A 20,451-nucleotide genomic window follows, 5' to 3' on the forward strand; every position below is an offset into this window, starting at 1 on the left:
TTTCTGAACCCTCCACAGGACGGCCGCCGCCATGACGACCGAGTCGAAGCAGGACACCCGCCCGGGTGCAGCCGTGCTCCTCGGGGCGGCCGGTGCGGCCCTCGTGGCCGGGCTCCTGCTGGCGTTCGTCGCGTGGCTCGCGGCCGACGCGGCGGCCGTGCGCAGCGTCCTCGTCAGCACCGCGCTCGTGGTGCTGGTGATCGGCTTCGGGGTCTACGTCCTCGACGTCGTCGCCTCGATCATGCCGAGGGCCACCGTGCTCGTCGCGCTGGTGACCTACGCCGTCCAGCTGGTCGTCCTGGCCGCCGTCGTGCTGGGCCTGGCGCGCAACGGCATGATGGACGACACCCTGGACCGACGGTGGTTCGGGGGAGCCGTCGCGGTCACCACGCTGGTGTGGATGGTGGCCCAGATCATCGCCGCGATGCGGGCCCGGATCCCGGTCTACGACCTCCCGGAGGCGGGTGCGCGATGACCATCCACGCCTGCTATTGTCCGGACCGCGATGGCTCAGCAGCAGCCCCCTTCGGAGCATCCCGACGAACCCACGTATGCCGACCCCTGGTTGGCGTTCTCCTACCTCGTCTCGGGTGCAACGATCTACGGGTTGGTCGGCTGGGGTCTCGATCGATGGCTGGGCACCAGGTTCCTCGTCGTCATCGGCATCCTGCTCGGCGTTGCGCTGGCGATCTACATGACTTTCGGACGGTTCGGCGGGCTCGCCTCGCGGCAGGACAAGCAGACTTGAGGCAGGAGACACAGTGAGCTTCCACCAGAGCCTGGGTTCGGGCATCGTCGCAGCAGAGGGCGGTGGCTTCCACGCCCCCGGTCCCGGCAGCTTCGAGCTGCCGCCGGTCTTCGAGCTCGGTGGCTTCGGCGTCACCAAGCCCATGCTGCTGCTGGTCCTCTCGGCCGTGCTGATCCTCGGCTTCACGATCGCCGCCTCGCGCAACGCCCAGCTCGTCCCGGGCCGCCTGCAGTTCGCCGGCGAGGCCGTCTACGGCTTCGTCCGCAACAACCTGGCGCGCGACAACATCGGCAGCGAGCACTACATGAAGTTCGTGCCGTACCTCTTCTCGCTGTTCCTGTTCATCCTCGTGAACAACTACTACGGCATCTTCCCGCTGCTGCAGTTCCCGAGCTTCTCGCGCATCGGCTTCGTCATCCCGCTGGCGATCATCTCGTGGCTCGTCTACGTCGGCACCGGCGTCTGGAAGCACGGGCCGCTCGGCTACCTCAAGCACGCCACGATGCCCTCGGGCGTCGGCGGGCCGATCCTGCTCCTGCTGGTCCCGCTGGAGTTCTTCTCCAACATCCTGGTCCGACCGGTCACGCTCACCTTGCGTCTGTTCGGCAACATGTTCGCCGGCCACCTGCTCCTGATCCTGTTCGCGACCGGTGGCGCCGCGCTCCTGACCAGCGGCAACCTGCTGTACGGCGGCGTGGGCATCTTGTCCTTCGCCCTCGGGATCGGCGTCAGCTTCCTGGAGATGCTGGTGATGTTCCTGCAGGCCTACGTCTTCACCCTGCTCAGCTCGATGTACATCGGGGAAGCGCTCGCGGACGAGCACTGATCCACCCCTCACAAGTTTCGCCAAACAGCGGCGCGATGGACGCGTCGCCGACGAAAGGAAAAGCCGTGGAAGGCTCCATCAACATGATCGGCCTCGGCCTCTCCGCCATCGGTCCCGGTGTCGGTATCGGCCTCATCTTCGCCGCGTTCATCAGTGGCGTGGCCCGTCAGCCCGAGGCCCAGAGCCGCCTGCAGTCGATCGCCATCCTTGGCTTCGTTCTCGCCGAGGCGCTCTTCATCATCACCGTCGCGCTCGCGTTCGTCCTGCCCATCTGACGACCGTCCCGGCATAAGGGAGATCACCTGTGAACACCGCAATCCAGGCGGCCACCGAAGAGGCGCACAACCCTCTCGTACCGGTCTTCTCGGAGATCGTGCTGGCGCTGATCGTCTTCGCGATCCTGTTCTTCGCGATCCGCAAGTTCGTCGTGCCGAACTTCGAGAAGACCTTCGCCGAGCGCACCCAGGCGATCGAGGGCGGCCTCAGTGCTGCCGAGACCAAGCAGGCCGAGGCGGACGCGAAGCTCGCCGAGCTCGAGAAGCAGCTCGCCGACGCCCGGCACGAGGCCGCGCGCATCCGTGAGGAAGCGCGTGAGCAGGGTGCGCAGATCGTCGCCGAGATGCGGGAGTCGGCCCAGGCCGAGGCCGCGCGGATCGTCGAGCACGGCAAGACGCAGATCGAGGCGGAGCGCCAGCAGGCGGTCACCTCGCTCCGGGCCGAGGTGGGCACGCTCGCCACCGGCCTGGCCGGTCGGATCGTCGGCGAGAGCCTGGACGACGAGGCTCGCCAGAGCCGCGTGGTGGAGCGCTTCCTCGCCGAGCTCGAGAGCGACGGCTCGACCACCAGCGGGAGCGGGGTCAACTGATGACCATCGCCTTGCGTGGTGCGTCGGCCGACGCCCTGGCCGAGCTCTCCAGCGAGCTGGAGAGCAAGCTCGGGGGAGGGGCGGACGCGAGCCGCATCGGTGACGACCTGTTCCGGGTCTCCACGCTGCTGCGCACCGAGCCCGGCCTTCGCCGTGTGGCCACCGACGTCTCCGTCGACAGCGCGGCCAAGGCGAGCCTGGTCACCGAGATCTTCGGTGGCAAGGTCGACCCGGTCTCCCTGGAGATCCTGGTCTCGGCCGTCGGTCGTCGCTGGACCGTGTCGCGCAACCTCGGCGACGTGCTCGAGCACCTCAGCGAGGTGGCGATCGTCCGCTCCGCGGGTGGCGACTCGGGCCGGCTGGCCGACGAGCTCCACTCCTACGCCCAGACCGTGAACGACAACGCCGCCCTGCGCGACGCCCTGTCGGACCCGGCCCGGTCCGTGGACGACAAGGCAGCGCTCGTGCGCGGGCTCCTGGACGGCAAGGCCCTGCCGGCGACCGTCACCCTGGCCCAGCAGGCGCTGGCCGGCACCTACCGCACGGTGGCGGTCGCCCTGGCGACCTACCAGCAGGTCGCCGCGCAGGTGCACGGCCAGGGCGTCGCGACCGTCCGGGTCGCCCACCCGCTCGGCGACGCCGAGCGGCAGCGACTCGGTGACGCGCTGGCGCGGCAGTACGACCGGCCGATCCACCTCAACGTGGTGGTCGACCCCGACGTGATCGGCGGCATCCGGGTCGAGGTCGGTGACGACGTCATCGACGGCACGGTCGCCACCCGCATCGACGAGGCCCGCCGCAAGCTGGCCGGCTGACGGCCCCGCGGCCGACCGCCACCCATTCATACTTTCGAGCAGCAGATTTGAAGACGAGGAAGAGGAAATGACGGAGCTTTCGATTCGTCCGGACGAGATCCGGGACGCGCTTCAGCGTTTCGTGTCCGACTACAAGCCCGAAGCGGCGAGCAAGGAAGAGGTCGGCACGGTGGCCGAGGCGGCCGACGGCATCGCCCGCGTCAGCGGCCTGCCCTCGGTGATGGCCAACGAGCTCCTCGAGTTCGAGGACGGCACGCTCGGCATCGCCCTCAACCTCGACACCCGCGAGATCGGTGTCGTCGTGCTCGGCGACTTCGACAAGATCGAGGAGGGGCAGTCCGTGCGTCGTACGGGCGAGATCCTCTCGGTCCCCGTGGGCGAGGGCTACCTCGGCCGCGTCGTCGACCCGCTCGGCACCCCGATCGACGGCCTCGGCGAGATCGCCTCCGACGAGCGCCGCGCCCTCGAGCTCCAGGCGCCCGGCGTCATGGTCCGCAAGTCGGTGCACGAGCCGCTCGCCACCGGCATCAAGGCCATCGACGCCCTGACGCCGATCGGCCGCGGCCAGCGCCAGCTCATCATCGGCGACCGCGCGACCGGCAAGACCACGATCGCGATCGACACGATCATCAACCAGAAGGCCAACTGGGAGTCGGGCGACCCCGACAAGCAGGTGCGCTGCATCTACGTCGCCATCGGCCAGAAGGGCTCGACCATCGCCTCCGTGCGTGGCGCCCTCGAGGAGGCCGGCGCGCTGGAGTACACCACGATCGTGGCGTCCCCGGCCTCCGACTCCGCCGGCTTCAAGTACCTCGCGCCCTACACCGGCTCGGCCATCGGCCAGCACTGGATGTACGCCGGCAAGCACGTCCTGATCGTCTTCGACGACCTGACCAAGCAGGCCGAGGCCTACCGCGCCGTGTCGCTGCTGCTGCGTCGTCCCCCGGGCCGTGAGGCCTACCCCGGCGACGTGTTCTACCTCCACAGCCGGCTGCTCGAGCGCTGCGCCAAGCTCTCCGACGACATGGGCAAGGGCTCGATGACGGGCCTGCCGATCATCGAGACGAAGGCCAACGACGTCTCGGCGTTCATCCCGACCAACGTCATCTCGATCACCGACGGCCAGATCTTCCTGCAGTCCGACCTGTTCGCGGCCAACCAGCGCCCCGCCATCGACGTGGGTGTCTCGGTCTCGCGCGTGGGTGGCTCGGCGATGACGAAGGCCATGAAGGCGGTCACCGGATCGCTCAAGGTCGACCTGGCCCAGTTCCGCGCCATGGAGGCCTTCGCGATGTTCGCCTCCGACCTCGACGCCGCCTCGCGCCAGCAGCTCGACCGTGGCCAGCGCCTGATGGCGCTGCTGCGGCAGCCGCAGTACTCGCCGTACCCCGTCGAGGAGATGACCGTCTCCCTGTGGACCGGCACCTCGGGCCGCCTGGACAAGGTCCCCACCGAGGACGTCCTGCGCTTCGAGAACGAGTTCCTCGACTACCTGCGCCGCAGCCACGAGGGCATCCTCGCCGGCATCCGCGAGTCGCAGAAGTTCGAGGACTCGACCGAGGTCGAGCTCACCAAGGCCTACGACTCCTTCCTCGACCAGTTCGAGACCTCTGACGGCCAGAGCATCAAGGCCGGCAAGGAGGAGCACGTCGCTCTCGAGGACGCCGACGTCGAGCAGGAGCAGATCGTCAAGCAGAAGCGGGGCTGAGTCATGGCTCTCTCGGTACGCGAGTACCGCGCGCGGATCAGGTCGACGGAGTCGATGAAGAAGATCACGCGTGCCATGGAGCTGATCGCTGCCTCCCGCATCATCAAGGCGCAGCAGCGGGCCCAGGCGGCCGCCCCCTACGCCCGCGAGCTCACGCGCGCGGTGTCGGCGGTGGCGACCTTCTCCAACGTCGACCACGCACTGACGGTCGAGCCGGAGGACCCCACGAAGGCGGCGATCCTGATCGTCACCTCCGACCGCGGCCTGGCCGGCGCCTACTCCTCGAGCGTCCTCAAGGAGGCCGAGCGCCTCATCGAGAAGCTCAAGGGCGAGGGCAAGGACGCCGACATCTACGTCACCGGACGCAAGGGCGAGGCGTACTTCAAGTTCCGCCAGCGCCCGATCATCCAGGCGTGGACCGGCTTCAGCGACCAGCCGACGTACGACGTCGCGCGCGACATCGGCGAGACGCTGATCTCGGCCTTCCTCAACGAGACGGGGGAGACCCCGGAGGAGGGCACGGCGCCCGGCGTCGACGAGGTCCACGTGGTCTACACGCGGTTCCGCTCGATGCTCAGCCAGGAGCCGACCGCCGTGCGGCTGCTGCCGCTGGAGGTCGTGGAGGGCGACGAGAAGCCCTCCGACGAGGACCTCCTGCCGCTCTACGAGTTCGAGCCCTCGCCGAGCGAGGTCCTCGACTCGCTGCTGCCGCGCTACGTCCAGAGCCGGATCTTCTTCGCCCTGCTGCAGGCGGCCGCCTCCGAGCTGGCCGCGCGACAGAAGGCGATGAAGTCCGCGACGGACAACGCCGACGAGCTCATCAAGAAGTACAAGCGCATCGCCAACCAGGCCCGCCAGGCTGGCATTACCCAGGAAATCAGCGAGATCGTCGGTGGCGTGAATGCCCTTGCCGACGCCCAAGCCGGGAGTGAGTGAAAGACGACATGACTGCCACCATCAACGAGTCCGCCGACACCAAGGCCGCGGCCGGTGTGGGCCGCATCGCCCGGGTCATCGGGCCGGTCGTGGACATCGAGTTCCCGTCCGACGCGATGCCCCCGATCTACAACGCGCTGACCTGCGAGTTCACGCTCAGCGGCGAGACGAAGACGATCATCCTCGAGGTCGCCCAGCACATCGGTGACGGGATGGTCCGCGCCATCTCGATGAAGCCGACCGACGGCCTGGTCCGTGGTGGCCAGATCATCGACACCGGCGAGTCCATCACCGTCCCCGTGGGTGACGCGACCCTCGGTCACGTGTTCAACACCACCGGCGACGTCCTCAACCTCGAGGAGGGCGAGGTCTTCGAGCCCGCCGAGCGCTGGGGCATCCACCGCAAGGCGCCGGCCTTCGACCAGCTGGAGTCCAAGACCCAGATGTTCGAGACCGGCATCAAGGTCATCGACCTGCTCACCCCCTACGTCCAGGGCGGCAAGATCGGCCTGTTCGGTGGTGCCGGCGTCGGCAAGACCGTGCTCATCCAGGAGATGATCGCCCGCGTCGCCAAGGACCACGGTGGCGTGTCGGTGTTCGCCGGGGTCGGCGAGCGCACCCGTGAGGGCAACGACCTCATCGTCGAGATGGAGGAGGCCGGTGTCCTCGGCCAGACCGCCCTCGTCTTCGGCCAGATGGACGAGCCGCCGGGCACGCGTCTGCGCGTCGCGCTGTCGGCGCTGACGATGGCGGAGTACTTCCGCGACGTGCAGCAGAAGGACGTGCTGCTCTTCATCGACAACATCTTCCGCTTCACCCAGGCCGGTTCCGAGGTCTCCACGCTGCTCGGCCGCATGCCGTCCGCCGTGGGCTACCAGCCCAACCTGGCCGACGAGATGGGTCAGCTGCAGGAGCGCATCACCTCGACGCGTGGTCACTCGATCACCTCGCTGCAGGCGATCTACGTCCCCGCCGACGACTACACCGACCCGGCGCCGGCCACGACGTTCGCGCACCTCGACGCCACCACCGAGCTCTCGCGCGAGATCGCCTCGCTCGGCATCTACCCGGCCGTCGACCCGCTGACGTCGACCTCGCGGATCCTCGACCCGCAGTACATCGGCGAGGACCACTACAACTGCGCGATCCGCGTCAAGCAGATCCTGCAGCGCAACAAGGAGCTCCAGGACATCATCGCGATCCTCGGTGTCGACGAGCTCTCCGAGGAGGACAAGATCATCGTCCTCCGGGCACGCCGCATCCAGCGCTTCCTGTCGCAGAACACCTACGTCGCCAAGCAGTTCACCGGCATCGAGGGCTCGACCGTGCCGGTCGCCGACACGATCGAGGCGTTCAACAAGATCGCGGACGGCGAGTACGACCACGTCGCCGAGCAGGCGTTCTTCATGTGCGGTGGGCTCGACGACGTCGAGGCCAAGTGGGCTGAGATCCAGAAGAGCCTCTGATGGCTTCCTCTGACACCCTCCAGGTCGAGCTGGTCGCCGCCGACCGACTCGTGTGGTCGGGCGAGGCCAAGATGGTCATCGCCCGCACCACCGAGGGTGACGTCGGCATCCTGGTCGGTCACGCGCCCCTGCTGTCGGTCATCATCGAGGGCGTGGTCGACGTGCAGACCGTCGAGGGCGAGACCTGGGTCGCGGCCGTCGACGCCGGCTTCATGTCGGTGGCCAACAACCGCGTCTCGATCCTCTCCGAGCACGTCGAGATGTCGCACGAGATCGACCTCGAGAAGGCCCGTCAGGACCTCGAGCGGGCCAAGGCCTCGGGCGAGAACGACGACGAGGCCGAGGAAGCCGTACGCCGCGCGGAGGCGCGCATCCGCGCCGTCGAGCGGGCTTCCTGACAGTCGTCAAGCAGCGCCCGATAGGGTGAGCGCACGAACCGGCCGGTTCGTGCGCTCATCTCATTTCACCCACCCCAGCAGGAGAGTGGATGCCCGTCTGGCAATGGCTCCTCGAGTCTGCTGGCGTGCTCCTGCTCCTTCCCCTGCTGTACGGCGCCGCGCTGATCGTGCGCCGTCGGGTGCTCTCGCGCAACGGCGGGACCTTCGAGCTGAGCTGTCGCCTCCACACCGCGCACGCGGGGCGCGGCTGGCTCCTCGGCCTGGGCCGCTACAGCGGCGAGGACCTCGAGTGGTTCCGGATCTTCTCGCTCTCCCCGAGCCCCCGGCGGGTGTGGTCGCGCAGCCGCCTGACCTACGCCGCGCGCCGGGAGGCGGCCGGCCCCGAGTCGATGTCGCTCTACGCCGGGCACGTCATCGTGGAGTGCCAGACTCCCGACGGGCCGGTCGAGCTGGCGATGAGCGAGGCCTCGCTGACGGGCTTCGCGTCGTGGCTCGAGGCGGGTCCACCCGGTGCCGACTGGGACCGGCACCGCTCGCTCTGAGGCTGCCCGGCCCCGACCTCAGGCCGGACCGGTCGAGCTGCCCACCCGCAGGGTCACCGGCAGCAGGACGTCCTCGACGTCGTCGCCCTCGATCCGGGCGAGTGCGGCTCGGGCGACGGCCCGGCCCTTGTCGCCCAACGGCTGGGCGATCGTCGTCAGCTCGAGGTCGAGCCACGGCGTCGGGACCCCGTCGAAGCCGGCCACGCTGAGGTCGCCGGGCACCGAGAGGCCGCGGCGACGAGCCTCGACGACGACCGCGGCGGCCTGCACGTCGCTCTGGCACACGAGGACGGTGGCGTCGGGGGAGCTGTCGAACCAGTCGGACGCCAGCTGCTGGGCGGCGCCGTGGTCGCTCGCGCAGGCACCGATCACCACGGCGTCGGGGAAGACGTCACGCAGCCCGGCCTCGCGCTGGCGCTGCGGGTGCGACGGCTCCAGGGTCAGCACGGCCACCCGGCGGTGGCCGAGGTCGTGCAGGTGGCGGGCCAGGGCCGCGCTGCCACCGCGGTGGTCGATGTCGACGAAGGTGGTGCCCGGCCAGGTCGGTCCCTCGACGACGACCAGCGGGATGCCGCGGGCCACGAACGCGTCGTACGCCGCCCAGGTCTCGCGCCCGCAGATGTCGTAGATGACGGCATCGAGGGGCAGCCGCGCATGGTCGTCCTCGTCGCCCATCAGCAGCAGGCCCAGGCCCGCCGCGCCGAGCACCTCCGAGACCGCGTCGAGCATGGGCAGCGCGGCGGGGTCGCGGAACGCGGTGCTGAGCTGACCGACCGCGATCCCGACCACCCCGCTGCGGCCCTGCCGCAGGTTGCGGGCCAGCGGGTTGGGGCCGGTGTAGCCGAGGGACTCGGCGGCGCCCAGCACCCGTTGGCGGGTCGCGTCGGAGACCGGCTTGTTGCCGGAGAAGGCCAGCGAGGCCGTCGACAGCGAGACCCCGGCGGCGTCCGCCACGTCGGCGAGGGTCGGACTGCGAGTTGGACCGGACACGGGGCAGAGGCTAGCATCGAAACGATTCGATCGAAACGTTTCGCCCAGGAGATCCCGTGCCCCAGCTGACCGCCGCCCGCAACGCCGTCGGGTTCGCCTTCTTCCTCAACGGGCTGGTCTTCGCCAGCTGGGTCTCGCGCATCCCCGAGGTCCGCTCCAGCTTCGAGCTGAGCAACGGACGCCTCGGCCTCGTTCTGCTCTCCATCGCCCTGGGCTCGGTGCTGGCGCTGCCGAGCACGGGAGCGGCGATCAACGCCTGGGGCACGGTCAGGGTCGTGCGTCTCGGTGCCACGGCCGCGTCCGTCGGGATGGTCTCCGCCGCGCTCGGGCTGGGCCACACGCTGCCGCTGACCGTCGTGGGCCTCTTCGTCTACGGCCTCGGCATCGGGGTGTGGGACGTCGCGATGAACGTCGAGGGTGCGGAGGTCGAGCGCGGGCTCGGCCGCACGATCATGCCGCGCTTCCACGCCGGCTTCAGCGGCGGCACGGTGGTCGGGGCACTCCTCGGCGCCCTGCTCATCGAGCTCTCGGTCCCGGCCGCGGTCCACCTCGTCACGGTCGTCGTCGTCTCGATGCTCGTCGTCTGGAGGACCTCGCCGGCCTTCCTGCCGATCGTCGAGGTGCACGAGGAGCACCGCACCTCGGCGGCCCGTGCCTGGCTGGAGCCGCGCACGCTGCTGATCGGGGTCATGGTGCTCGCGCTGGCCATGACGGAGGGCACCGCCAACGACTGGCTCGCCGTGGCGCTCGTGGACGGCCACGACGTCTCGCACGCCGTCGGCGTCGCGGGGTTCGCCGTGTTCGTGCTGGCCATGACGGTCGGCCGCGTCGCCGGCACGGGGCTCATCGACCGCTTCGGGCGGGTGGCCGTGCTCTGGGGGACCATGGTCCTCGCGGGGGCGGGGGTCCTCCTCATCGTCTTCGCCGACCAGCCCGTCCTCGTCGTCATCGGCATCGTCCTGTGGGGTGTCGGCGCCTCGCTCGGGTTCCCGGTCGGCATGAGCGCCGCCGCCGACGACCCGGTCCGTGCCGCGTCGCGGGTCAGTGTGGTCTCCACGATCGGGTACGCCGCGTTCCTCGCGGGTCCGCCCCTGCTCGGCTTCGTCGGGGACGAGGTCGGCACCCTCAAGGCGCTGCTGGTCGTCGCCGTCCTCCTGATGCCGGCCGCGCTGGTGGTGCCGTCGGCGCGCGAGACCGGCCGCACGCGCGTCAGCGCCTGACGCGGGGGCTACCGTCGGCGGCGTGAACCGTCCCGATCGCCTCCGCCCGCTGCTGGTGGCCCTGCCGGGCTTGGCGCTGGCGGGCGCCGGCCTCCTCCATCCACACTCGCTCACGGCGTCGTCGGCCGGTCGGTGGACCTTCCTGCACGTGGCAGGACTGTTCGTGTTCCCCCTGGTGGGACTGGCACTGGTGACCCTCGTGCGCGCGCGTCTCGACCCGCTGTCCTGGGGCGTGCGGCTGGCGGCGTACGTCTATGCGACCGCCTACACCGCCCTCGACGTCATCAGCGGGATCGGGGCCGGCTGGGTGACGCGAGAGCTGGGGGAGGGCGTGCCCCGGCCCGACGAGGTGCGCCACCTGTTCGCGATCGGCGGGAGGATCGGCGAGGTCGGCTCGTGGGCACTGATCGTGTGCACCGTCCTGGTCGCCGCGGACGCGCTCCGGCGGCGGCGGTCGATCGCGCTGCCGGGCCTCGCCCTGGTCGTGGGTGCCGCCCTCGTGCACCGCGAGCACATCTTCGCCCCCACCGGCGCGGCGGGGATGGCCCTGATCGGGCTGGCCACGGGCTGGCTGGCGCTGCTCGAGCGCGGTCGCCCCGAGGTCAGGTCAGGATCCGCCTCATGACGAGCCGCGGCATCTTGCTGGCCACCGCGTCGGTCCGGCCGACCACCTCGAACCCGCAGGCCTCGAACATCGCGCGGGTGCCGACGAAGGCCATCGTCAGGTCCATCCGGCCCTGTGGGTCGACGGGATAGGTCTCGACCGCAGGCGCACCCCGCGAGGCGGCGTACGCGACGGCTCCCTCGATGAGGTGCCGGGTCACGCCCTGCCGACGGCGTCCCGAGCGCACGACGGTGCAGATGATGCTCCAGACGGCCACCTCGTCGATCGGGCGGATCAGCGTGGAGGCGGCCAGCCGCGAGATCTCCGCCCGCGGCGCGACGTGGCACCACCCGACCGGCTCGTCGTCGCGGTAGGTCACGACGCCGAAGCTGCCGCGCCGCGCGGCGAGGGCCCGCGCCGCGCTCTCCCGACTGCCGTCGCCGAGCTCGTCGATCTCCGTCGCCTGCAACCGGTGCGACAGGCACCAGCAATGGGTGCTGCGCCGGCGGGGGTTGATGACGTCGGCGAAGTCGTCGAAGCGCTTCTCGGTGACCGGGTGCGTGGCCCAGCGGTGGTCGTCGGCCATGCCCTACGAGTACATCAGCGACCCGGGGGTGTCGAGCGGCTCGCCGGTCTCGATGAGGGTCTTGAGGCCGGAGAGGATCATCGGCCATCCGCCGTACAGCTCGGGGTTGGCCTGCGCGGGCAGCCCGTCGTGGATGACGGTCAGGCGGCACGACGTGCCGACCGGGACGATCTGCCACGTGACGCGGGTGGTGCCCTGGGCCTTCACCTCGTCGCTCCACAACGCGTCGAAGGTCTGCACGAGCAGGCGCGGCGGGTCGACGACGACGTTGGTGCCCGACGAGATGTCGACGACCCCGGGCACGGCCGCGGTGTAGTCGGACCCGGTGGTCCACTCGCTCTGCGTCTGGACGCCGAAGCTGTAGATCGCGCGCTGTGCGGGATCGGTGATCGCCTCCCAGAGTCGCTCGGGCGTCGTCTTGATGAACACCTCGAACACCGCGGTGCCCTCGGCGACGGGCGCCGTGCCCTCTTCCCACGAAACGGTCCTGACGTCGGTCATGTCCTCGTCCTCCAGATAGGTCTTGAGCCCGCTGAGCGTCGCGGCCCAGGGCTCGGCGTACTTGCTCACCCACCGGTCGTGGACGAGCCTGATGGGGACGGGGTTGAGGAAGTGCAGCTTCTCGCGGCCTTGCCTGCGCGTCGTGACGACGCCCGCCTCCTCGAGCACCTTCAGGTGCTTCATCACGCCGAAGCGGGTCATCGCCAGGCGTCCCTCGAGGGCCGACAGGGTCTGCCCGTCCTCGCGGAAGAGCTCGTCGAGCAGGGCCCGACGGGTCGGGTCGGCCAGCGCCTTGAACACCTCGTCCATGGCGCGACATTAGGTGACCATTTGGTCACATGTCAACGATCAGTCCGCGGAGCGCTCGCCGCCGGGCACCCAGAGCACGTCGCCCTGCTCGCGGTTGGCGTGGCGGGCCAGGATGAAGACGAGGTCGGAGAGGCGGTTGAGGTAGGTGATGGCGATCTTGTTCATCGACTCGCCGTGCTCGGCGTACGCCGCCCAGGCCGACCGCTCCGCCCGCCGGACGACCGTGCGCGCGACGTGGAGGTGGGCCGCGCCGAGCGTGCCGCCGTTGAGGATGAACGAGCGGAGCGCGGGGAGGTCCTCGTTGTAGCGGTCGCACCACCCCTCGAGCCGGTCGACGTAGTCCTGCTCGATGCGCAGGGGCGGGAACTCGGGGTCGGGCACGACCGGGGTGCAGAAATCGGCGCCGACGTCGAAGAGGTCGTTCTGGACGTGCGTGAGGACGGCGACGACGTCGTCGTCCAGCCCACCCTGGGCCAGCGCCAGCCCGATCGTGGCGTTGGCCTCGTCGACGTCCGCGTAGGCCTGGAGTCGCAGGTCGACCTTCGTGGTCTCGCTCATGTCGCCGAGCCGGGTGGTGCCGGCGTCGCCGGTGCGGGTGTAGATGCGCGTCAGGTTGACCATGGCGGTGAGCGTAGCCGGGGGTGACACGCCAAAAAGGTGTGGCGTGGATGCAACGCGTCGGGGTACGACTGCGTCATAGTCGGTGACGGCGGTCACTTCCGCAGCACGGCTCCGGGAGCGGCCATCTGGTCTCGGGACACAGGGGGCAACACCATGAGCAACACGCTGGACATCACGTTCGACGGCACGACGCTGGTCCTGCACGGCGACTTCGACGTGCGCAGCACGTTCGCGGTGCGCACCGCTCTCTACGAGCGCCTCGAGGGCTTCGAGCAGGACATCGTCGTCGACATGGCGGACGTCGACACCATCGACGTCACCGCGCTGCGGGTCCTCGCCGTGGCCACCCGCCGCGCCACCAGCGCCGGTCACCACCTCACGCTGCGCAACTGCGGTCCGTCGGTGCGACGGATGATGCACCTCTCCCGCCTGGCCCACTCGTTCTACGTCGAGCGCGAGGCCGCCACCGCCTGACGGGTGGGGTTCGCCACACCCGGACCCGGTGACTCGGCGGTAACCCCGGCCCTACCCTGTGGCCATGACGGACACGCCGGTCGACTCCCCGCTGGACGCTCCACGCGCCGAGGCCCCGCGCCCCGCGAAGGACAAGCCGTGGGTGATGCGGACCTACGCCGGTCACTCGACCGCGGCCGCCTCCAACGCGCTCTACCGCACCAACCTCGCCAAGGGCCAGACCGGCCTGAGCGTCGCCTTCGACCTGCCGACCCAGACCGGCTACGACCCCGACAGCCCCCTCTCGCGCGGTGAGGTCGGCAAGGTCGGCGTCCCCGTGCCGCACCTCGGCGAGATGCGCCGGCTCTTCCAGGACATCCCGCTCACCGAGATGAACACCTCGATGACCATCAACGCGGTCGCGATGTGGATGCTCGCGATGTACCAGGTGGTCGCCGAGGAGCAGAACCCCGACCTGTCGCCCGAGGAGGTGGCGGCCCAGCTCGCGGGCACCACGCAGAACGACATCATCAAGGAGTACCTCTCGCGCGGGACGTACGCCTTCCCGCCCGAGGCCTCCATGCGGCTGATCGCCGACATGATCGCCTACACGGTGCACCAGATCCCCAAGTGGAACCCGATCAACATCTGCAGCTACCACCTGCAGGAGGCGGGAGCGACGCCGACGCAGGAGCTGGCCTACGCGCTCAGCACCGCCATCGCCGTCCTCGACGAGGTGAAGAACGCCGGACAGGTCTCCGAGGACGACTTCGAGCAGGTCGTCGGTCGCATCTCGTTCTTCGTCAACGCCGGGGTCCGCTTCATCGAGGAGACCTGCAAGATGCGGGCCTTCGTCCGGCTCTGGGACGAGATCACCCGCGAGCGCTACGGCGTCACCGACCCGAAGATGCGGCGCTTCCGCTACGGCGTGCAGGTCAACTCGCTGGGGCTCACCGAGGCCCAGCCCGAGAACAACGTCCAGCGGATCGTGCTCGAGATGCTCGGCGTCACGCTGTCGAAGAACGCCCGCGCCCGCGCCGTCCAGCTGCCCGCGTGGAACGAGGCGCTCGGGCTCCCGCGACCCTGGGACCAGCAGTGGTCGCTGCGCCTCCAGCAGGTGCTCGCCTTCGAGTCCGACCTGCTGGAGTACGACGACATCTTCGAGGGCTCGCACGTCATCGAGGCCAAGGTCGCCGAGCTGGTCGCCGGCGCCAAGGAGGAGATCGACCGCGTGCAGGCCATGGGCGGCGCGATCTCCGCGGTCGACTACATGAAGTCGCAGCTGGTGTCCTCGCACGCCGCCCGGCGTGCGCGCATCGAGACCGGCGAGGAGAAGATCGTGGGCGTCAACGCCTACGAGACCACCGAGCCGTCGCCGCTCACCGCCGACCTCGACGGCGCGATCATGGCCGCCGACCCGGAGGCCGAGAAGACCGCCCGGGCCAGCGTCGAGGCGTGGAAGGCGCAGCGCGACGAGGCCGAGGTCACCGAGGCGCTCGCCGCCGTGACCGAGGCGGCGAGGTCCGAGACGAACCTGATGGGACCGACGCTGGCCGCGGCCCGCGCGGGGGCCACGACGGGGGAGTGGGCCGCCACGCTGCGCGAGGTGTTCGGCGAGTACCGCGGCCCGACCGGAGTCAGCGGCGCCGTCGTCGCCGAGGCCGGGGAGGAGCTGCGGGAGGTCCGCGAGCGGGTGCGCTCCACCGGGGCCGAGCTCGGCGGGCGGCTGCGGCTGCTCGTCGGCAAGCCCGGTCTGGACGGCCACTCCAACGGCGCGGAGCAGGTCGCCGTACGCGCTCGTGACGCGGGCTTCGAGGTCGTCTACCAGGGCATCCGGCTCACGCCGCAGCAGATCGTCGCCGCGGCCGTCGCCGAGGACGTGCACTGCATCGGCCTCTCGATCCTCTCCGGCTCCCACATGGAGCTGGTGCCGGACGTCCTCGAAGGCCTGGCCGCGGCGGGCGTGGGCGACATCCCGGTTATCGTCGGCGGGATCATCCCCGACTCCGACGGACGCAAGCTGCGCGAGCTCGGGGTCGCGGCCGTCTACACGCCGAAGGACTACGGGCTCACCGCGATCATGGGAGGCATCGTCGACGTGATCCGGGCCGCCAACGATCTGTGACGCCCTGGGCGGACTCCACCCACGGTGATCCGGGCCGCCAACGACCTTCCCTGATCACCAGCCCCAGCTGCCCGGGCCGCCCTTGAACGGCCCGACCACCCGGTCGGTGATCCAGCCGCCGTAGAACCCGCCCTCCTGCGCGCGCACGACCTCGCCGTCGACGAGGCACGCGTCGACGGACGCCGGCATGACGGAGACGTGGTCGCGGATGGCCTCGAAGCCGGCCGTCGGGTCGGGGTAGGTCCATGCCGCACGTGGGGCCGTTGCGGTGTCGGTCGCGAGGTCGAAGTAGCTGGCCGCGCCCTTCCACTCGCAGAACGTGCTGCCGGTGACCGGACGCAGCACGCCGGGGGCGAACGCCGCGAGCGGGAGGTAGTAGGCCGGCGGGTGGCTGGTCTCCAGCACTCGCAGCGACGAGCTGGTGCGGGCGACCACCCCGCCGCCGAGGCGGACCTCGACGGTCTCCGAGCTCGGCTCGACGCGGGGCGGACGGGGGTAGTCCCACACGGACTCCTGGCCGGGACCGGGGACCTCGGGGACGATGCGTGCCATACCCACAATCTAGGCTCGCCGCATGAGCGACCTCCAGTGCGCCGTCCGGCTCCTCGTGGCCCGGCACGGCGAGGCGGACTACGAGACCGACCTGCTGGCCGACGACGGCGGCAGCCTGAGCCCACTCGGTCGCTCGCAGTCCGCGGCGCTCGCGGAGTCGCTGGCGGGGGAGAGGATCGCCCACGTCGTCACCAGCTCGCTGTCGCGCGCCGTGCAGACCGGGGAGATCGTCGCGGCCGCCCTCGGCGTCGGTGTGACGGTGCGCGAGGGCCTGCGCGAGTTCTCGGTCGGCTCCTTCGCCGGGCAGGCCACCGACCCCGACCCGTTCCGCGCGACCTTCGACGCCTGGCTGGACGGCCGGCTCGACGAGCGCATCCCGGGCGGTGAGACCGGCAGCGAGGTCGTCGCCCGCGTCGAGGCCGTCCTCGAGGAGGTGCGCGACCGGTTCCGCGGGGAGTCCGTCCTGGTCGTCTCCCACGGCGGCGCGATCTGCACGGCCGTGCCCAACCTCGCCCGCAACGTCGACCGCCGGCACCCGGTCGGCCGGTCGCTGCCCAACACGGGCGTCGTCGAGCTGGACGGCGACGCCGACGGCTGGGTCGTACGCCGCTGGGTGGGCGAGCCCGTCGACTGATCCCGGTCGGGGACAGGTCAGGTTAGGCAAGCCTTCGCGTCGGGTACCCTCGCCCGCATGGGCAAGGGCAAGCGCACCAAGGTCGCGAAGCTCCCGAAGAAGGAGTGCTGCGTCTCGAGGACGAAGTGCAACCGCTGCCCGCTGCGCATGCTCAAGGAGGGCACGCTGCCCGAGGGCTACACGGTCCACAAGCGCAAGCTGGTGAAGGTGAAGAAGTCCAAGGTCAAGAAGGCGGGCAAGAAGGCCGCCTGATCAGGCTCGCCGCCTCAGGACCGCCGCCTCAGGACCGTCGCCTCAGCACCACGACCATCAGCGCCAGCCCCAGCACGAGCCCGACGACTGCGCCCGCCAGCGGGGCCGACTCGGCGTCCGACGCCGCATCGGCCAGGGCCGAGACGGCGAACGAGACGAGCATCGCCAGGAACAGCAGGCCGACCCGCAGCGCCATCTCGCGGCCGAAGATCGCGAAGAACGACTCCGTGCCCCCGCGCCGGTCGAGCGGCAGCGCGTCGACGACCGCACCCCGGTTGATCGGGCCGTAGATGTGCGGGTAGGTGTCGTCGCCGACCGGCTCGACCCGCACCTCCGACTCGAGCCGGTCGGGATCGATGACCAGCAGCACCAGCGGCTCGCCGGCGTCGCGGTAGTAGCGGGAGAAGACGCCCTCCACCTGCTCGCGCCGCGAGGCGTGGATGAAGCCCTCGTCCTGGAGGCTCCGCCCGGCCGTGGACGTCGTGTAGGTGCCGGTGCGACGGAGCTCGAGCCACTCGGCCCGCGTCGCGATGTGGAAGATGCGCTCCACTAGAAGAGGCGGCTCTCGGTGTCGTCCATGCCACGCAGCGCGTCGTAGTCCACCAGGGCGCAGGCGATGCCCCGGTCGGTGGCGAGCACGCGGGCCTGCGGCTTGATCTCCTGGGCGGCGAAGATGCCGCGGACCGGACCCTTGGCGTTGAGCAGGGGATCGCGGTTGAGGAGCTCGAGGTAGCGCGTGAGCTGCTCGACGCCGTCGATCTCGCCGCGTCGCTTGATCTCGACCGCCACGCTCAGGCCGGCCTCGTCGCGGCACATCAGGTCGACCGGACCGATCGCGGTGGGGAACTCGCGGCGCACGAGCGTCAGCCCGTCGGCCAGGCTGGCGGGGTGCTCCGCGAGCAGCTTCTGGAGGTGCTTCTCGACGCCGTCCTTCTGCAGGCCGGGGTCGACGCCGAGGTCGTGGCTGGAGTCGGCGTGGATCTCCTCGATCAGGATGCGCAGCGTGTCGTCGGTCTTGGCCGCCGTCACCGTCCACTCGACCTGCCCGTCCTCGGTCGCGCCCTCGCGGAAGGTCGCCGGGGGCGACATCCAGTTGAGCGGCTTGTAGGAGCCCCCGTCGGAGTGCACGAGCACCGACCCGTCGGCCTTGATCATCAGCACCCGCGTCGCCATCGGCAGGTGGGCGGTCAGCCGCCCCGCGTAGTCGACCTGGCAGCGCGCAACGACGATCCTCACGGGGCGGGAATCTACCGTGCCCGACGAGCGTGAGCGACGTCACTACCGGTCGGTAGCCGCGAGTGCCACACTCAGGCCCCATGACGGATGCCGCAGCTGAGCGAACCTCTCGTACCTTCACCACCATCGGGGTGATCGGCCTCGGCACCATGGGTGCGGGCATCGCCGAGGTGTTCGCCCGCAACGGCTTCACCGTCGTCGGGGTCGAGGTGAGCGACGAGGCCGTCGAGCGCGGTCGCGGTCACCTCACGCACTCGACCGGGCGTGCCGTCGCCCGCGGCAAGATGTCGGAGGCGGACCAGGCCGAGATCCTCGGTCGCATCAGCTTCGCCACCGACCTCGCCGCGCTGGCCCAGGCCGACTTCGTGGTCGAGGCGGTCGTGGAGTCCCTCGAGGTCAAGAAGGACATCTTCCGGCGGCTCGACGACATCGTGCGGTCCGACGCGATCCTGGCCACCAACACCTCGTCGCTGCCCGTCACCGAGATCTCCACGGCCAACTCCCGCCCGGGCCGGGTCGTCGGCGTCCACTTCTTCAACCCCGCTCCGGTGCAGAACCTCGTCGAGATCGTGCGCACCGTCGTCACCGAGCCGGGCGTGCTCGCCGACGTCGAGGGGCTGGTCGGCACGCTGGGCAAGAACCCGGTCGTGTGCGGCGACAAGGCGGGCTTCATCGCCAACACCCTGCTCTTCGGCTACCTCAACCACGCCGCCTCGATGCTCGAGACGAAGTACGCCACCCGCGAGGACATCGACGCCGCGATGCGGTTCGGCTGCGGCTACCCGATGGGCCCGCTGGCGCTGCTGGACCTGATCGGGCTCGACACGGCGTACGAGATCCTCGACACGATGTACAAGCAGGGTCGCGACCGGCTGCACGCACCGGTGCCGATCCTCAAGCAGATGGTCACCGCCGGCCTGCTGGGCCGCAAGAGCGGTCGGGGCTTCTACACCTACGACGGGGTCGACAGCTCCGCCGTCGTCGCCGACGCCCACACCCCGTCGGCCGACTCGGTGCCGCAGCTGCGCCGACCGGTGCGGACCGTCGGTGTCGTCGGCACCGGCACCATGGCCGCCGGCATCGTCGAGGTCTTCGCCAAGAGCGGCCTCGACGTGGTGTACGTCGGTCGCTCGGCCGACAAGGTCGAGGGCGTGCGCGCCACCATCGAGAAGTCGCTCGACAAGGCCATCCAGCGCGGCAAGCTCGAGGAGGCCACGAAGGCCGAGGTGCTCGGGCGGCTCAGCGGCACCACGTCGCTCGACGACCTCGGGCAGGTCGACCTCGTCGTCGAGGCGATCGCCGAGGACCTGCGGATCAAGACGACGCTCTTCGAGAACCTCGACGAGATCTGCAAGCCCGGCGCGATCCTGGCGACCACCACGTCCTCGCTGCCCGTCATCGCCCTGGCGAAGGTGACCACCCGTCCGCAGGACGTCATCGGCGTGCACTTCTTCAACCCCGCGCCGATCATGAAGCTGGTCGAGGTCGTGTCGACGGTGGCGACCGCCGAGGACGTCGCGGAGACCGTGCGCGCGCTGTGCGACCAGGTCGGCAAGGTCGCGGTCTCCTGCGGGGACCGGGCCGGCTTCATCGTCAACGCGCTGCTGTTCCCCTATCTCAACGACGCGGTGAAGATGCTCGAGGCGCACTACGCGACGGCCGACGACATCGACACGGCGATGAAGCAGGGCTGCGCCCTGCCGATGGGACCGTTCGAGCTGCTCGACGTGGTCGGCAACGACGTGTCCCTGGCCATCCAGCGCGAGCTCTACCTCGAGTTCCGCGAGCCGGGGTTCGCGCCGGCCCCGCTGCTCGAGCACCTCGTCACGGCCGGCTACCTCGGTCGCAAGACGCAGCGCGGGTTCCGCGACCACAGCCAGCGCTGAGGGAGACGCCGCTCAGCGAGCCCCGCCACCCGGGGGTAACGCCAACTCACATGCACTCCCGCCACCACCGGTGATGGCGGAAGTGCTCAGATCCTGGCGTTACCGGAGGGAGGGCACTCGGTTCGCGCCGACTCGGCACTCGGTTCGCGCCGACTCGGCACTCGGTTCGCGCCGACTC

Annotated in this window: 25 protein-coding genes; 18 read left to right on the forward strand and 7 right to left on the reverse strand. The window is 70.3% G+C overall.

From position 1 onward, the window contains the following. The first annotated feature begins 31 nt into the window (after window positions 1-31). The 11 genes from C7S10_RS14330 to C7S10_RS14380 all read left to right on the forward strand — a co-directional run bounded on the left by C7S10_RS14330 (window position 32) and on the right by C7S10_RS14380 (window position 8,304). Window positions 32-475: a hypothetical protein gene (locus C7S10_RS14330; RefSeq protein ID WP_108345116.1), complete on the forward strand. Its 444-nt coding sequence runs from the start codon at window positions 32-34 to the stop codon at window positions 473-475. A 30-nt stretch (window positions 476-505) separates the two neighbouring features. Next, a complete protein-coding gene (locus C7S10_RS14335; protein WP_207769389.1) occupies window positions 506-748 on the forward strand; it encodes an AtpZ/AtpI family protein in 243 nt (80 codons plus the stop codon). Between the two features lie 13 nt (window positions 749-761). After that, on the forward strand, window positions 762-1,574 hold the full coding sequence (gene atpB, locus C7S10_RS14340) for a F0F1 ATP synthase subunit A (RefSeq protein WP_243395385.1): 813 nt from the start codon (window positions 762-764) through the stop codon (window positions 1,572-1,574). A gap of 65 nt (window positions 1,575-1,639) precedes the next feature. Then, complete coding sequence (gene atpE / locus C7S10_RS14345; RefSeq protein WP_036490454.1) at window positions 1,640-1,849, forward strand: ATP synthase F0 subunit C; 210 nt, start codon at window positions 1,640-1,642, stop codon at window positions 1,847-1,849. A gap of 29 nt (window positions 1,850-1,878) precedes the next feature. Continuing rightward, window positions 1,879-2,439 carry a F0F1 ATP synthase subunit B gene (locus C7S10_RS14350; RefSeq protein ID WP_108345117.1) on the forward strand — a complete coding sequence of 187 codons (561 nt, stop codon included), beginning with the start codon at window positions 1,879-1,881 and terminating at the stop codon, window positions 2,437-2,439. Next, entirely contained in the window at window positions 2,439-3,254 is an 816-nt protein-coding gene (locus C7S10_RS14355) for a F0F1 ATP synthase subunit delta (RefSeq protein WP_243395386.1), read from the forward strand. The genes C7S10_RS14350 and C7S10_RS14355 overlap by 1 nt, the downstream gene beginning before the upstream one ends. A 67-nt stretch (window positions 3,255-3,321) precedes the next feature. Next, a complete protein-coding gene (gene atpA, locus C7S10_RS14360) occupies window positions 3,322-4,962 on the forward strand; it encodes a F0F1 ATP synthase subunit alpha (RefSeq protein ID WP_108345118.1) in 1,641 nt (546 codons plus the stop codon). A 3-nt stretch (window positions 4,963-4,965) separates the two neighbouring features. After that, the gene (locus C7S10_RS14365; protein WP_108345119.1) at window positions 4,966-5,898 is read left to right on the forward strand and encodes a F0F1 ATP synthase subunit gamma; all 933 of its coding nucleotides are present in this window, start codon (window positions 4,966-4,968) and stop codon (window positions 5,896-5,898) included. 8 nt (window positions 5,899-5,906) lie between these two features. Next, window positions 5,907-7,364: a F0F1 ATP synthase subunit beta gene (gene atpD / locus C7S10_RS14370; protein ID WP_108345120.1), complete on the forward strand. Its 1,458-nt coding sequence runs from the start codon at window positions 5,907-5,909 to the stop codon at window positions 7,362-7,364. Further along, the gene (locus tag C7S10_RS14375; RefSeq protein ID WP_108345121.1) at window positions 7,364-7,762 is read left to right on the forward strand and encodes a F0F1 ATP synthase subunit epsilon; all 399 of its coding nucleotides are present in this window, start codon (window positions 7,364-7,366) and stop codon (window positions 7,760-7,762) included. Before atpD ends, C7S10_RS14375 begins: the two co-directional genes overlap by 1 nt. Window positions 7,763-7,851: 89 nt before the next feature. Continuing rightward, window positions 7,852-8,304, forward strand: coding sequence for a DUF2550 domain-containing protein (locus C7S10_RS14380; RefSeq protein WP_108345122.1), 453 nt, complete (start codon window positions 7,852-7,854; stop codon window positions 8,302-8,304). An 18-nt stretch (window positions 8,305-8,322) separates the two neighbouring features. Here C7S10_RS14380 and C7S10_RS14385 read toward each other — a convergent pair whose 3' ends face one another. Beyond that, entirely contained in the window at window positions 8,323-9,294 is a 972-nt protein-coding gene (locus C7S10_RS14385; RefSeq protein ID WP_108345123.1) for a LacI family DNA-binding transcriptional regulator, read from the reverse strand. 56 nt (window positions 9,295-9,350) lie between these two features. Between C7S10_RS14385 and C7S10_RS14390 the strand changes: the two genes are divergently transcribed. Together C7S10_RS14390 and C7S10_RS14395 are read left to right on the forward strand one after the other, a co-directional pair. Further along, on the forward strand, window positions 9,351-10,514 hold the full coding sequence (locus tag C7S10_RS14390; protein ID WP_108345124.1) for an MFS transporter: 1,164 nt from the start codon (window positions 9,351-9,353) through the stop codon (window positions 10,512-10,514). A 22-nt stretch (window positions 10,515-10,536) separates the two neighbouring features. Beyond that, window positions 10,537-11,139, forward strand: coding sequence for a hypothetical protein (locus C7S10_RS14395; RefSeq protein ID WP_108345125.1), 603 nt, complete (start codon window positions 10,537-10,539; stop codon window positions 11,137-11,139). On the opposite strand, the gene C7S10_RS14400 is transcribed toward C7S10_RS14395, so the two are convergent. The 3 genes from C7S10_RS14400 to C7S10_RS14410 are packed head-to-tail and all read right to left on the reverse strand — an operon-like array spanning window position 11,117 to window position 13,135. Beyond that, the gene (locus C7S10_RS14400; protein WP_108345126.1) at window positions 11,117-11,704 is read right to left on the reverse strand and encodes a GNAT family N-acetyltransferase; all 588 of its coding nucleotides are present in this window, start codon (window positions 11,702-11,704) and stop codon (window positions 11,117-11,119) included. The genes C7S10_RS14395 and C7S10_RS14400 overlap by 23 nt on opposite strands. 3 nt (window positions 11,705-11,707) lie before the next feature. After that, a complete protein-coding gene (locus C7S10_RS14405) occupies window positions 11,708-12,514 on the reverse strand; it encodes an ArsR/SmtB family transcription factor (RefSeq protein ID WP_108345127.1) in 807 nt (268 codons plus the stop codon). Window positions 12,515-12,553: 39 nt separating this feature from the next. Next, window positions 12,554-13,135, reverse strand: coding sequence for a cob(I)yrinic acid a,c-diamide adenosyltransferase (locus C7S10_RS14410; protein ID WP_108345128.1), 582 nt, complete (start codon window positions 13,133-13,135; stop codon window positions 12,554-12,556). Window positions 13,136-13,288: 153 nt separating this feature from the next. Here C7S10_RS14410 and C7S10_RS14415 point away from each other — a divergent pair, with 153 nt between their 5' ends. Further along, entirely contained in the window at window positions 13,289-13,609 is a 321-nt protein-coding gene (locus C7S10_RS14415) for an STAS domain-containing protein (protein WP_243395387.1), read from the forward strand. Between the two features lie 64 nt (window positions 13,610-13,673). After that, complete coding sequence (locus C7S10_RS14420; RefSeq protein WP_108345298.1) at window positions 13,674-15,713, forward strand: protein meaA; 2,040 nt, start codon at window positions 13,674-13,676, stop codon at window positions 15,711-15,713. A gap of 54 nt (window positions 15,714-15,767) precedes the next feature. Here the strand turns inward: C7S10_RS14420 and C7S10_RS14425 are convergent, their stop codons facing one another. Continuing rightward, the gene (locus C7S10_RS14425; protein WP_108345129.1) at window positions 15,768-16,265 is read right to left on the reverse strand and encodes a DUF427 domain-containing protein; all 498 of its coding nucleotides are present in this window, start codon (window positions 16,263-16,265) and stop codon (window positions 15,768-15,770) included. A 22-nt stretch (window positions 16,266-16,287) separates the two neighbouring features. Between C7S10_RS14425 and C7S10_RS14430 the strand changes: the two genes are divergently transcribed. Together C7S10_RS14430 and C7S10_RS14435 are read left to right on the forward strand one after the other, a co-directional pair. Further along, window positions 16,288-16,899 (forward strand): histidine phosphatase family protein, encoded by a 612-nt coding sequence (locus tag C7S10_RS14430; RefSeq protein ID WP_108345130.1) that lies wholly within the window; start codon window positions 16,288-16,290, stop codon window positions 16,897-16,899. 57 nt (window positions 16,900-16,956) lie between these two features. Then, a complete protein-coding gene (locus C7S10_RS14435) occupies window positions 16,957-17,151 on the forward strand; it encodes a hypothetical protein (protein WP_108345131.1) in 195 nt (64 codons plus the stop codon). A gap of 28 nt (window positions 17,152-17,179) precedes the next feature. Here the strand turns inward: C7S10_RS14435 and C7S10_RS14440 are convergent, their stop codons facing one another. Continuing rightward, entirely contained in the window at window positions 17,180-17,701 is a 522-nt protein-coding gene (locus C7S10_RS14440; RefSeq protein WP_108345132.1) for a DUF952 domain-containing protein, read from the reverse strand. After that, the gene (gene nucS, locus C7S10_RS14445) at window positions 17,701-18,387 is read right to left on the reverse strand and encodes an endonuclease NucS (protein WP_108345133.1); all 687 of its coding nucleotides are present in this window, start codon (window positions 18,385-18,387) and stop codon (window positions 17,701-17,703) included. Before nucS ends, C7S10_RS14440 begins: the two co-directional genes overlap by 1 nt. 80 nt (window positions 18,388-18,467) lie before the next feature. On the opposite strand from nucS, the gene C7S10_RS14450 reads away from it, so the two are divergent. Next, the gene (locus tag C7S10_RS14450; RefSeq protein WP_108345134.1) at window positions 18,468-20,273 is read left to right on the forward strand and encodes a 3-hydroxyacyl-CoA dehydrogenase family protein; all 1,806 of its coding nucleotides are present in this window, start codon (window positions 18,468-18,470) and stop codon (window positions 20,271-20,273) included. Window positions 20,274-20,451: the final 178 nt, after the last annotated feature.

Source organism: Nocardioides currus, from assembly GCF_003057875.1.
GTDB classification, from domain to species: Bacteria; Actinomycetota; Actinomycetes; order Propionibacteriales; family Nocardioidaceae; genus Nocardioides; species Nocardioides currus.